We start from the raw sequence: 12886 nt of genomic DNA, 5'->3' as shown, positions 1-12886 counted from the left end.
GCTCCGCGCCCTCCGCCCGCGCCAGCCGCTCCACCGGCAGCTGGTGCACCCAGGCCGCCAGGTCCGGCAGCTCCAGCGGCTCCCGCGCCGTCACCAGCACCAGGCTCTCCGAGCGCTCCGGCACCAGCACCCGGACCTGCTCCGCATCCACCGCGTCGTCCAGCAGCACCGTCACCGGCAGCCCCCGGAGGTGCTGGTGGTACAGCTCCCCGAGGCGCCTGACCTGCTGCTCCGCCGAGGACCCCTCGCGGAACAGCAGCTGCTCGCGCGGGGCGCCCAGCCGGTTCAGCAGGTGCAGCAGCGCCTCCCGGATCGGCAGCGGAGCCTCCCCGCTGAGCGAGCCGCCCCGCAGGTCCACCACGCAGGCCCCGCGGAACTGGTCGCGCAGCGCGTCCGCCGCCCGCAGCGCCAGGGCCGTGCGGCCCACGCCCGGCTCGCCGTGCAGCACCACGACCACCGGGCGGGTCTCCGTACTGGCCCGGGCCGCCTGCACCCACTGCGCGATCCGGGTCAGCTCCGCCCGCCGTCCCGTGAAGGCGGCCTCGGGCTGCGGGAGTTGCCCGAAGGACTGCTCCAGCACGCTGCGCCGCCGGGCCTCCGCGCTGCGGTCGGTCCCGCGCAGCTGCGGGACGGCCGTCCGGGAGGTCTGCCGGGGCGCCCGCGCCGCGGCGGCCACCGCCCGCTGCTGTTCCAGGAAGGGACGGACCCCGCGCACCTCCAGCGCCGTCAGCCACTGCAGCCTCAGCTGCTCCGGCCCGCCGGGACGGCCGCGCACCCCGGCCCGCCGGTTCGCGGCCGGCAGGTGCGCGGCGGTCACCTTGGCGACCGTGGCCGCCGCCCCGGCGACCCCGGTGACGGCCCCGGCGGCCAGCGCCGTACCCGCCGGGACGCCGAACGACAGGTCGGCCCCGAAGGCGGCGGCCGCCGCGACCGCCGTCACGAGCAGCGCCGTGGAGCTGTTCCCGCGCCGGAAGGCCTCGCCGAGGGACTCGTCCCCGGCCGTCGTCTCGTCCAGGGCCCGCACGTACGCCTCGTACTCCTCGGCGGCGCTCGCCGCGAGCGCGTCCAGCGCCTCCAGGCCGCGCGCCAGCAGTGCCGCCTTGTCGACCGGTTGCCCCGCCCCGGCAGCCCGCCGGGCCTCCTCGTCCACGGCCCGCTCCAACAGTCGCTCGGCCTCACCGCGATGGCTGTCCCGCATCGGCATCCCCCTCAAGAGAGCTCCGGCAACGTTCGCCAAGTGTCCGCCGTGACTGCCGCGAGCGCGAGGGAATCTGAGCTAGATCAGAGGGAGTTGGGCCATGTTCGACCGCAACCGCGCATATATGTACGCCCGGCCCGGCCGGCACCGCGCGGCGACCCACGCACGGGCACGCCGCCTCCCGTTCCCGGCGCCGCCCCACCCGGTGCGCGAGGATGGCCCCATGCCGAACCGCCTCGCGAACGAGACCTCGCCCTATCTGCTCCAGCACGCAGACAACCCCGTCGACTGGTGGCCCTGGTCGCCCGAGGCGTTCGCGGAGGCGAGGGAGAGGGGCGTGCCGGTCCTGCTCAGCGTGGGCTACAGCTCCTGTCACTGGTGCCACGTCATGGCGCACGAGAGCTTCGAGGACGAGCTCACCGCCGCCTACATGAACGAGCACTTCGTCAACATCAAGGTGGACCGCGAGGAGCGGCCCGATGTCGACGCCGTTTACATGGAAGCCGTGCAGGCCGCCACCGGGCAGGGGGGATGGCCCATGACCGTCTTCCTCACCCCCGACGCCGAGCCCTTCTACTTCGGGACCTACTTCCCGCCCGAGCCCCGGCACGGGACGCCCTCCTTCGTGCAGGTCCTCGAAGGGGTGCGGACCGCCTGGGTGGGGCGGCCCGACGAGGTGGCCGAGGTCGCGCAGCGGATCGTACGGGACCTCACCGGGCGGCAGCTCGACTACGGGAAGGCCGGCGCGCCCGGCCCCGAGGAGCTCGCGCAGGCGCTGCTCGGGCTGACCCGCGACTACGACGCCGCCCGCGGCGGCTTCGGCGGGGCGCCGAAGTTCCCGCCGTCCATGGCGCTGGAGTTCCTGCTGCGCCACCACGCCCGCACCGGTGCCGAGGGCGCCCTGCAGATGGCCGCCGACACCTGCGAGGCCATGGCCCGCGGCGGGATCTACGACCAGCTCGGCGGCGGGTTCGCCCGGTACTCCGTGGACCGGGAGTGGGTGGTGCCCCACTTCGAGAAGATGCTGTACGACAACGCGCTGCTGTGCCGGGTGTACGCGCACCTGTGGCGGGCCACCGGTTCGGACCTCGCGCGGCGCGTCGCGCTGGAGACCGCCGACTTCATGGTGCGCGAGCTGCGCACCGCCGAGGGCGGCTTCGCCTCCGCGCTCGACGCGGACAGCGAGGACCCGCTGACCGGCAAGCACACCGAGGGGGTCTTCTACGCCTGGACGCCCGCGCAGCTGGCCGAGGTGCTCGGCGAGGCGGACGGGGCGCTGGCCGCCGCGTACTTCGGGGTGACGGACGAGGGCACCTTCGAGCACGGCGCCTCGGTGCTCCGGCTGCCGCAGGACGGGCCCGTCGTGGACGCCGCCGTGATCGCCGGGATCCGAGAGCGGCTGCTCGCGGCGCGCGCCGAGCGGCCCGCGCCCGGCCGGGACGACAAGGTCGTCGCCGCGTGGAACGGTCTGGCGATCGCGGCGCTGGCCGAATGCGGGGCGTACTTCGACCGGCCGGACCTGGTCGAGCGGGCCACCGAGGCCGCCGACCTGCTGGTCCGCGTCCACTTCGACGCGGCCGCCGGGCGGGCCCGGCTGGCCAGGACGAGCAAGGACGGGCGGGTCGGCGCGAACGCCGGGGTGCTGGAGGACTACGGCGACGTGGCCGAGGGCTTCCTCGCGCTGGCGTCCGTCACCGGCGAGGGGGTCTGGCTGGAGTTCGCCGGGTTCCTCGTCGACCTGGTCCTGGACCGGTTCACCGCCGAGGACGGCTCGCTCTACGACACCGCGCACGATGCCGAGCGGCTGATCCGCCGGCCCCAGGACCCGACGGACACCGCGGCCCCGTCCGGCTGGACGGCCGCGGCCGGGGCGCTGCTCTCGTACGCCGCCCACACCGGTTCGCAGGCGCACCGCAGTGCGGCCGAGCGGGCGCTGGGGGTGGTGCACGCGCTGGGTCCGCGCGTCCCGCGCTTCATCGGGCACGGGCTCGCGGTGGCCGAGGCGCTGGTGGACGGTCCGCGCGAGGTGGCCGTGGTGGGTCATCCGGAGGATCCGGCGCTGGCCGCGCTGCACAGGACGGCGTTGCTGGGGACGGCTCCCGGGGCGGTCGTGGCGGTCGGCCTGCCGCAGGCGGCCGACGGCAGCGGGGGCGAGTTCCCCCTGCTGGCCGAGCGCACACTCGTACGCGACCTTCCGACGGCGTATGTGTGTCGGCGTTTCGTCTGCGCGCGGCCTACGACAGATCCGGTCGAACTTGCGCACCAATTGGGTGCGGTTCATCCCTGAATTGATCGGAGTGCCGTCAACTCCGGTTACCTGTAAGGGAGTTCGGAAACCCGGTTTTTATCCGCGCGGCTCCTGAGTTTCATTTTCGCTGCCTAGTCTCGTGTCCGCGGGATCAGCTGGGGAGCCCGCGGAGCCGGCGTACCGGGGGGTGCGCCCGAGGGGGAAGCGGGGGCGGGCGGGCCCGGGGGCCCGCCTCGACCCCTGGGGGGTCTGCCGTGCGCCGTCGGGTGTCGCGGCATGTCTGTGGGGGACGTTTTGCTCACCTCTGTCGTCATCGTTCTGATCTCGCTCGCGCTGTTCTGGATGGCCGCGTTCACGCTGTGGTGGCAGATGCACGCGTGGCGCACGCCCGAGACGCTCGCCTCCACCCGGTTCGACCGTCCCGACGGCGAGGGACGGCTGGCCTTCTCGCTCCTGCTGCCCGCCCGGCACGAGCAGGCGGTCCTGCGGCACACGATCGAGCGGCTGCTCGAATCCGGCCACGGCGACTACGAGATCATCGTGATCGTCGGGCACGACGACCCGGAGACCGCCGCCGTCGCCGAGACCGCCGCCGCACGGGCGCCCGAGCGCGTACGGGTCGTGGTCGACCACAACGAGACCAAGAACAAGCCGAAGGCCCTCAACACCGCCCTCCCGCACTGCCGGGGCGACATCGTCGGGGTCTTCGACGCCGAGGACCAGGTCCACCCCGAGCTGCTCGCGCACGTCGACCACGCCTTCCGCTCCACCGCGGCCGACGTCGTCCAGGGCGGGGTCCAGCTCATCAACTTCCACTCCAGCTGGTACAGCCTGCGCAACTGCCTGGAGTACTTCTTCTGGTTCCGCTCCCGGCTGCACCTGCACGCCGAGAAGGGGTTCATCCCGCTCGGCGGGAACACCGTCTTCGTCCGCACCGACGTGCTCCGCGAGGCCGGCGGCTGGGACCAGAACTGCCTGGCCGAGGACTGCGACCTGGGCGTACGCCTGTCCTCGGCCGGCAAGAAGGTGGTCGTCGCCTACGACTGCGACATGGTCACCCGCGAGGAGACGCCCGGCTCGCTGATGAGCCTGCTCAAACAGCGCACCCGCTGGAACCAGGGCTTCCTCCAGGTCTACCGCAAGAAGGACTGGCGGCAGCTGCCCGGCCGCGGCCAGCGCTGGCTGGCCCGCCACACGCTGATGACGCCGTTCATGCAGGCGGCCTCCGGGGTGATCATCCCGCTCAACTTCGCCGTCGCGGTCCTGCTCGACGTGCCGGTCGGGATCGCGATCGTCACCTTCCTGCCGATGATCACGGCGATGGTGACGTTCGTCTTCGAGATCGTCGGCCTGCACGACTTCGGCCGCCAGTACGGACTGCGCGTCCGCTTCGTGCACTACCTCAAGCTCGTCGTCGGCGGCCCGTTCTACCAGGTGATGCTCGCCGGCGCGGCGATCCGCGCGGTCTGGCGCGAGCAGCGCGGCCGCAACGAGTGGGAGCTGACCAGCCACACCGGCGCCCACCTCGCTCCGATCGGCGCCACCGCCGGCGCCACCGCCGGCGCGTCCGCCGCCGGCGCCTCCACCGCGAGCCGAGAGGACGCCCACCGGTGACCGCCACCCTGCCCACGGCCACTGATCCCCGGCCCGGCGCCGCGACGACCACCGCCGCCGTCCGCGTCCCCGCCCAGCGCGGTGCGGGCGACCGCGGCGCCCGCGGCGGCCTCGGGGTGCGGCCGCCCGCACCGGCCCACCCCCTGCTGCGCTTGCGCTCCTCCCGCGCCGATCTGCTGCTGTGCGGGGCCGTCCTGCTCGCGGTCGTCCTCGTCCAGGGCTGGAACATCACGCGGTTCCCGACCCTGAGCGACGACGAGGGCACCTACCTCGCCCAGGCGTGGGCCGTCCAGCAGGGCGAAGGCCTCGCGCACTACACGTACTGGTACGACCATCCGCCGCTGGGCTGGATACAGATAGCCGGGCTGACCTACCTGCCCTCCCTCCTCGTGCCCGACTGGATGACCGTCGCGCCGATGCGCTGGTCGATGGTCGCCGTCTCCGCCGTCAGCTCCGTGCTGATCTACGTCCTCGCCCGCCGGCTGTGGCTGCCGCGCTGGGCGTCCGGGCTCGCGATGGCCCTCTTCGGGCTCTCCCCGCTCTCCGTCGTGCTCCAGCGGGAGATCTTCCTCGACAACCTCGCCGTGATGTGGATGCTGCTGGCCTTCTGCCTGGCCGCGTCCCCCAGCCGCCACCTGTGGCACCACTTCGGTTCGGGACTCGCGGCCGCCACCGCCGTCCTGACCAAGGAGACGATGCTGGTGGTGCTCCCGGCGCTGCTGGTGACCATGTGGCGCCACAGCCACCGGGACACCCGCAAGTTCGCCGTCACCGGCGCGGTCACCGCCTGCGCGCTCATCGGGCTCTCGTACCCGCTGTACGCGCTGCTCAACAACGAGCTGCTGCCCGGCGCCGGACACGTCTCCCTGATCGACGGCATCACCTACCAGATGAGCCGGCCGGGCTCGGGCTTCATCCTCAGCCCCGGCTCCGGTTCGAACGGCGTGCTGCGGTCCTGGCTGTACTACGACACCGTCCTGCCGCTCGGCGGGCTGGCCGGCGCCCTCCTGCTGCTCGCCACCCCCAGGTGGTCGGTCACCGCCCGCGCGCTCGCCGGCCCGGCGCTCGCCGCCGTCCTCCTCGCCGCCGTCGCAATGCGGCCCTCCGGCTACCTGCCCGCGATGTACGTGATCCAGGCGCTGCCGTTCCTCGCACTGGTCCTCGCCGGGGGCGCGGCGAGCGTCACGCACGCCGTGCTGCGCCGCCGCCGGGCACCGGGGGAGCGCCGGGCCCTCACCCACGGGCGCCGGGTGCTGGTCGGCGTACTCGCCGCGGCCGCCGCGGTGTACGTCCTGCCGCGCTGGTACGACGGCGACCGCACCGCGCTCACGGCCGACGCGAACGCCCCGTACCGGCAGGCCGCCGCCTGGCTGGGCCGCGAGGTCCCCGACCCGGCCCGCACCAGGGTCCTGGTCGACGACGCGCTCTGGCTGGACGCCGTCCACCGCGGCTTCGAGCCGGGCCCCGGCGCGATCTGGTTCTACAAGGCCGACCTGGACCCCGCCGTCACCGGGACGCTGCCGGGCGGCTGGCGGGACATCGACTACGTGGTCTCCTCGCCCACCGTCCGCCGGGACGCGGTGGACCTGCCCAACGTGAAGGCCGCGCTGGAGCATTCGGCCGTGGTGGCCGTCTTCGGATCCGGCGAGGACCGCATCGAGATCCGCCGGACCGACTCCGCGGGCCGGCGGAGCGGGAGCCGATCCACCAGGAGTTGAGCCGCACCGCACAGAAGGGAACCCGTCCATGCCAGCGAACTTCCGGCGGAGGGCCGGGCGGCGCGCCGCCGTGGCCGCCGTCGGGGCGATGACCGCGGGCCTGCTGTTCACCGCACCGCAGCAGGCCACGGCCGGACCGCCCAATCTGCTCACCAATGCCGGGTTCGAGACCGCGGGCGCACCCGGCGACGACATGCCGTCCTGCTGGGAGAAGTCCGGCTGGGGCGACAACGACTTCACGTTCGCCACCGTCGCCGACGCGCACGGCGGCGCCAAGGCCATGAAGGTCTCGCTCACCCGCCGTCTCAGCGGCGACCGCAAGGCCCTCGTCACCGAGAACACCACCTGCGCCCCGACGGTCGTCCCGGGCAGGCAGTACGACCTGTCGGCCTGGTACAAGTCGAACACCCCGGACGTGTCGGTGACCGTGTTCCGCCACGACACCACCGCCGGCTGGCAGTACTGGACCGACCTGCAGAACCCGCCGGTCAGCGCCGGATGGGCGCGTACGCAGGTCCGTACGCCCGCCGTCCCGCCCGGCACAGACAAGATCACCTGGGGGCTCTCGGTCTACGGGGTGGGCACGCTCACCTCGGACGACTACGCGCTGGAGGAGGTCGGCGCGGTCCCGCCGCAGCCGGGGTGCACGGGCACGGCGGAACAGTGCGCCAAGGGCAGGTGGGAGGTGATCCCGGCCAAGAACCCGGTGCGTTCGATGCACGCCGTCGTCCTGAAGAACGGCAAGGTGCTGCTGATCGCGGGCTCGGGCAACGACATCTCCCGGTTCAACGCGGGCACGTTCACCTCGGCCGTGTACGACCCGGCGAACGGGTCCTTCAAGACGATCCCGACGCCGGTGGACATGTTCTGCTCGGGGCACGTGCAGCTGTCGGACGGCCGGGTGCTCGTGATGAGCGGCAACAAGGGGTACCCGTCCGCCGACGGCAAGACCGGCTACCAGGGGCTGAAGGACTCCTACGTCTTCGACCCGGCGACCGAGGCGTACACGAAGACCAACGACCTCAACGGCGGGCACTGGTACCCGTCGGCGACGGTCCTCGGCAACGGCGACGTGATCACCTTCGGCGGGCTGAAGGAGGACTCCACGGGCAACGTCACGGCGGAGCGGTTCTCGGCGGCGCAGAACAAGTGGCTGCCGATGAACGAGGTCAACCAGACCTGGTCCTACTGGGGCCTGTACCCGTCGATGATCCTGATGCAGGACGGACGGCTCTTCTACTCCGGCAGCCACACCTTCGGCAACGGCACCCGGGGCAGCGGCGCGTCGATCTACGACTACAACGCGAACACGATCACGGACGTGCCCGGACTGCGCAGGAAGGACGAGCGCGACGAGTCGGCGAGCGTGCTGCTGCCGCCCGCGCAGGACCAGCGGGTCCTGACCGTCGGCGGCGGCAACAACGAGTCCAACCCGGCGGCGAACCGGCTCACCGAACTGATCGACCTGAAGGCGGCGAGCCCCGCGTACACCGCGGGCCCGGACCTGCCGCAGGGCCTGGTCGACGTGGGTGGAGTCAGGCGGGCGCAGACCGGGGCCGAGGGCAAGATGTACGTGTCGGCCGTACTGCTGCCGGACGGCAAGGTGCTGGAGACCGGCGGCGGACTGCACGACCGGGCCGACCCGGTGTACGAGGCCTCGTTCTTCGACCCGGCGACCAACACGTACAAGGCCGGGCTGCCGGCCGACCCGATCCCGCGGACCTACCACTCGGCGGCGTTCCTGCTGCCCGACGGGCGGGTCATGGCGGTCGGCGACAACCCGGGCAACGGCACCTACAACGACAACGTGTCGGTCTACACCCCTCCGTACCTCTTCAAGGGCGCCCGCCCGAAACTCACCTCGGTGATCGACACCCAGTGGCTGTACGGGGACACGCAGCGCATCACCGTCGACCGGCCGATCGCCAAGGCGGAGCTGATCCGCCCGGCGGCGGTCACGCATTCCTCGGACCCGAACCAGCGGTTCGTGGACCTGCCGATGTCGGTGGTCAACGACACGACCGTCGACCTCAACGTCACCAGCAACCCCAACCTGGCACCGCCCGGCTGGTACATGCTCTTCGGCGTCGACGCGGACGGCGTCCCGTCCCTGGCGACCTGGGTGCACCTGGGCGGCCCGTCGGCGCTCGCGGCCGCGCAGGAGGCCCCGTCCCCGCACGTCCACGACTTCGCGGACGCACCGCGGGCGGCCCCCGGGCAGAACCCCGGGAAGCGGGACTCGGTGCCCGTCGCCCCGACCGTGGCCGGCTGCGACCGGCACTACGGCACGGTCAACGAGTGCGTCCCGACGACGTTCCCGGCGGAGGTGCAGGCGACGACCGGGGCCCGCTGCGACTGGCTGGCCTCCCACCGGTACCCGAAGCGCATGAAGGTCAACGGCAGCGACCCCCTGCGCCTGGACCCCGACGGCGACGGCTACGCCTGCACGTAGGGAGGTGTCTCGCCCCCGCCCCCCGCACGCCGAGGAGCCCCGCCGCCGACCGCGACGGGGCTCCGCCCCAGTTCGCCCGCGACGAGGGCCGCACCCGCGGCGACGGCGAGGAAGGCCGCCGGGCCGGCCAGCATCACGAGTTGCTCGGCGGCCAGGGCGCTCTCGTACCGGCCGCGGGACACCTCGACGGTCGTGCGGACGCCCCGGCTCGTGTCGAACGCGTAGTAGTGGCCGTCCCGGACCTCGGGTTCCTGCAGGTCCGCCGAGAAGGCGATGGAGAGGAAGGACAGCGCGAACCCCCCGCCGACCAGGACGACCAGCGCGGCCCGTACCGCGACGGGCAGGCACAGCAGCGCGAGCCATGCGGTGGCCTTGGTGCACCGGGCCCGCAGCAGGCGCACCTGGCCGGCGAGGAAGAGCGGGAACACGCAGGCGATCCCCACGAGGGCCAGCCCGTGTGCGCCCGGCACCGCCGTGATCCCCGGCAGTGCCGTCACCGCCGCGACCGCGACCATGAGTGCGCTCAGCCCGCCGGCAACCGCCGCGTGCAGCTTGAAGGTCCACCCCATCCGGTCAGCTTCGCACGGGCCGGCTCAGTGCTGGTAGGCGGCCAGGGAGATGCCGACGTAGTGGGCGACGAACGCGGCCAGGGTCAGGGAGTGGAAGACCTCGTGGAAGCCGAAGAAGCGGGGGGAGGGGTTCGGGCGCTTGATGCCGTAGATGACGCCGCCCGCGCTGTAGAGGAGTCCGCCGACGATCACCAGGACCAGGACCGCGATACCGCCGGTGCGCATGAAGTCGGGCAGGAAGAAGACCGCCGCCCAGCCCATCGCTATGTAGCAGGGCGTGTACAGCCAGCGCGGGGCGCCCACCCAGAAGACGCGGAAGGCGATGCCGGCCGCGGCCGCGATCCACACCGCCCACAGCAGCGTCCGTCCGGTGGAGGGCGGGAGCAGGAGCACGGTCAGCGGGGTATAGGTCCCCGCGATGATCAGAAAGATGTTGGCGTGGTCGAGACGCCGCAGGATCGCCTCGCCCCGGGGGCCCCAGGTGCCGCGGTGGTACACCGCGCTGACGCCGAACAGCAGGCAGGCCGTGAGGATGTACACGCCGCACGCGACCCGGGCCCGGGTCGACTCGGTGAAGGCCAGCAGCGCCAGGCCCGCGACGATCACGGCGGGGAACATCCCCGTGTGCAGCCAGCCGCGCATCAGCGGCTTGGCTTCCGGTGCCTCGACAAGTGCCTCGGGTGCCTCGGTTGCGACCGGCACGGCGTCGACCGGCACGGCGGCGGCGTCAGAAGTCATGACCGCCATGCTACCTACGGGTCCGTAGGTTTCCGTTAGTGCGCTTTACGGAAGATTGACGGGAGTGGCGATGCTCACGTGAGAGGCCCCCTGGACATATGCGCACATCCACCGGATGATCAGATGAGTGCGGTCGGCACCGGATGAGCGGAGCGCGAAGCGTCCGGGTCGCAGCCCCCACGGGGCAAACACCAAACACACCCCTCAACAAGGAGCAATCGTGGCGCGCGACAACGCGGCTCCCACTTCCATCCCGACGACCCACCAGGAACTGATCTCCTGGGTGGACGAGATCGCAGCGATCACCGAGCCCGACCGGGTCGTCTGGTGTGACGGCTCCGAGGCCGAGTACGAGCGCCTGTGCGAGGAGCTCGTCGCCAAGGGCACGTTCAAGAAGCTGGACGAGGGCAAGCGCCCCAACTCGTACTACGCCGCCTCCGACCCGTCCGACGTCGCGCGCGTCGAGGACCGGACCTTCATCTGCTCCGAGAAGGAGGAGGACGCGGGCCCGACCAACCACTGGAAGGCCCCGGCGGAGATGAAGGACCTCTTCGCGGGAGAGAAGGGCATCTTCCGCGGCTCCATGAAGGGCCGGACGATGTACGTCGTCCCCTTCTGCATGGGTCCCCTCGGCTCCGAGCTCTCCGCGATCGGCGTCGAGATCACCGACTCCGCCTACGTCGCCGTCGCCATGCGCACCATGACCCGCATGGGCAAGCCCGTCCTCGACGAGCTCGGCTCCGACGGGTTCTTCGTCAAGGCCGTCCACACCCTCGGCGCTCCGCTCGCCGAGGGCGAGGCCGACGTGCCGTGGCCGTGCAACACCACCAAGTACATCTCGCACTTCCCGGAGACCCGCGAGATCTGGTCCTACGGCTCGGGCTACGGCGGCAACGCCCTGCTCGGCAAGAAGTGCTACGCACTGCGCATCGCGTCCGTCATGGCCCGCGACGAGGGCTGGCTCGCCGAGCACATGCTGATCCTCAAGCTCACCCCGCCGCAGGGTGAGGCGAAGTACGTCGCCGCCGCGTTCCCGAGCGCCTGCGGCAAGACGAACCTGGCCATGCTGGAGCCCACGATCCCCGGCTGGACGGTCGAGACGATCGGCGACGACATCGCCTGGATGCGCTTCGGCGAGGACGGTCGTCTGTACGCGATCAACCCCGAGGCCGGCTTCTTCGGCGTCGCCCCCGGCACCGGCGAGCACACCAACGCCAACGCCATGAAGACGATGTACGCGAACACCGTCTTCACCAACGTGGCGCTCACGCCCGACGGCGGCGACGTGTGGTGGGAGGGCATGACCGAGGAGGCGCCCGCGCACCTCATCGACTGGAAGGGCAACGCCTGGACCCCGGAGTCCGGGACCCCGGCGGCCCACCCCAACGCGCGCTTCGCCGTCCCGGCCTCCCAGTGCCCGACGATCGCCCCCGAGTGGGAGGACCCCAAGGGCGTCCCGATCTCCGCGATCCTCTTCGGCGGCCGCCGCGCCTCCGCGGTCCCGCTGGTCACCGAGTCCTTCGACTGGAACCACGGCGTCTTCATCGGTTCGAACATCGCCTCCGAGAAGACCGCCGCCGCCGAGGGCAAGGTCGGCGAGCTGCGCCGCGACCCGTTCGCCATGCTGCCGTTCTGCGGCTACAACATGGGCGACTACATGGCCCACTGGATCAAGGTCGGCGCGTCCGCGGACGCCGCGAAGCTCCCGAAGATCTACTACGTGAACTGGTTCCGCAAGAACGACGCGGGCAAGTTCGTGTGGCCCGGCTTCGGCGAGAACAGCCGCGTCCTGAAGTGGATCGTCGAGCGCCTCGACGGCACGGCCGAGGGCGTCGAGACCCCCATCGGCATCCTGCCGACGAAGGACTCCCTCGACCTGGAGGGCCTGGACCTGCCCGAGACGGACCTGGACTTCCTCCTGACCGTCGACAAGGAGGTCTGGCGCGAGGAGGCCGCCCTGGTCCCCGAGCACCTGAACACCTACGGCGACCACACTCCCAAGGAGCTGTGGGACCAGTACCACGCGCTCGTCGAGCGCCTGGGCTGACCGGTGCCCGCCCTGCGGACACCGCAGGGCACGTGAACGTGGGAGTCCCCGACCAAGGTGCTCCCGCCGCTGTGGGAATCCCCGACCAAGGTTTTCCCATCGCAGCACACGGCCACCGCGGACCGACCGGCCACTGTCCCGGCCGTCGTCCGTCTCAGGAGCGTCCGCGCTCCTCGAGATAGGCCGTGTGCGTCTGCTGACGGGGGGCAGCCCAGGGCGGGAGGTGCGCCCGGCGGCGGTGCGCCGCCGCCAGCAGCAGCGCCACCAGCCGCGCCAGGTGGGGGTCCGGCGACTCCCCCCCC

General features: G+C 72.3%; 8 protein-coding genes. 5 read left to right on the top strand and 3 right to left on the bottom strand.

Annotation, left to right across the window (positions count from 1 at the left end; translation table 11 throughout):
• Nucleotides 1–1198, bottom strand: a 1198-nt coding sequence (locus ACFXA3_RS18370; protein WP_385187941.1) for an AAA family ATPase, incomplete at its 3' end; no start/stop codon positions are given.
• A 223-nt stretch (nucleotides 1199–1421) separates the two neighbouring features.
• On the opposite strand from ACFXA3_RS18370, the gene ACFXA3_RS18365 reads away from it, so the two are divergent.
• From ACFXA3_RS18365 to ACFXA3_RS18350, 4 genes are all read left to right on the top strand, one after another.
• A complete protein-coding gene (locus ACFXA3_RS18365; RefSeq protein ID WP_385187939.1) occupies nucleotides 1422–3485 on the top strand; it encodes a thioredoxin domain-containing protein in 2064 nt (687 codons plus the stop codon).
• Between the two features lie 237 nt (nucleotides 3486–3722).
• Nucleotides 3723–5060 (top strand): glycosyltransferase, encoded by a 1338-nt coding sequence (locus tag ACFXA3_RS18360; protein ID WP_385187938.1) that lies wholly within the window; start codon nucleotides 3723–3725, stop codon nucleotides 5058–5060.
• Nucleotides 5057–6778, top strand: coding sequence for an ArnT family glycosyltransferase (locus ACFXA3_RS18355; RefSeq protein WP_385187936.1), 1722 nt, complete (start codon nucleotides 5057–5059; stop codon nucleotides 6776–6778). Before ACFXA3_RS18360 ends, ACFXA3_RS18355 begins: the two co-directional genes overlap by 4 nt.
• 28 nt (nucleotides 6779–6806) lie before the next feature.
• The gene (locus tag ACFXA3_RS18350; RefSeq protein WP_385187934.1) at nucleotides 6807–9230 is read left to right on the top strand and encodes a galactose oxidase-like domain-containing protein; all 2424 of its coding nucleotides are present in this window, start codon (nucleotides 6807–6809) and stop codon (nucleotides 9228–9230) included.
• Here ACFXA3_RS18350 and ACFXA3_RS18345 read toward each other — a convergent pair.
• Nucleotides 9215–9799, bottom strand: coding sequence for a hypothetical protein (locus tag ACFXA3_RS18345; RefSeq protein ID WP_385187933.1), 585 nt, complete (start codon nucleotides 9797–9799; stop codon nucleotides 9215–9217). The two genes, ACFXA3_RS18350 and ACFXA3_RS18345, sit on opposite strands and share 16 nt — an antisense overlap.
• 24 nt (nucleotides 9800–9823) lie before the next feature.
• The gene (locus ACFXA3_RS18340) at nucleotides 9824–10546 is read right to left on the bottom strand and encodes a hemolysin III family protein (RefSeq protein ID WP_385187932.1); all 723 of its coding nucleotides are present in this window, start codon (nucleotides 10544–10546) and stop codon (nucleotides 9824–9826) included.
• A gap of 211 nt (nucleotides 10547–10757) precedes the next feature.
• Here ACFXA3_RS18340 and ACFXA3_RS18335 point away from each other — a divergent pair, with 211 nt between their 5' ends.
• Nucleotides 10758–12584 carry a phosphoenolpyruvate carboxykinase (GTP) gene (locus tag ACFXA3_RS18335; RefSeq protein WP_385187930.1) on the top strand — a complete coding sequence of 609 codons (1827 nt, stop codon included), beginning with the start codon at nucleotides 10758–10760 and terminating at the stop codon, nucleotides 12582–12584.
• Nucleotides 12585–12886: the final 302 nt, after the last annotated feature.

This window comes from Streptomyces sp. NPDC059456 (genome assembly GCF_042750055.1).
GTDB lineage: Bacteria > Actinomycetota > Actinomycetes > Streptomycetales > Streptomycetaceae > Streptomyces.
The sequence above is the reverse complement of the archived record's forward strand: the minus strand, read 5'-3'. Positions and strand labels throughout refer to the sequence as shown.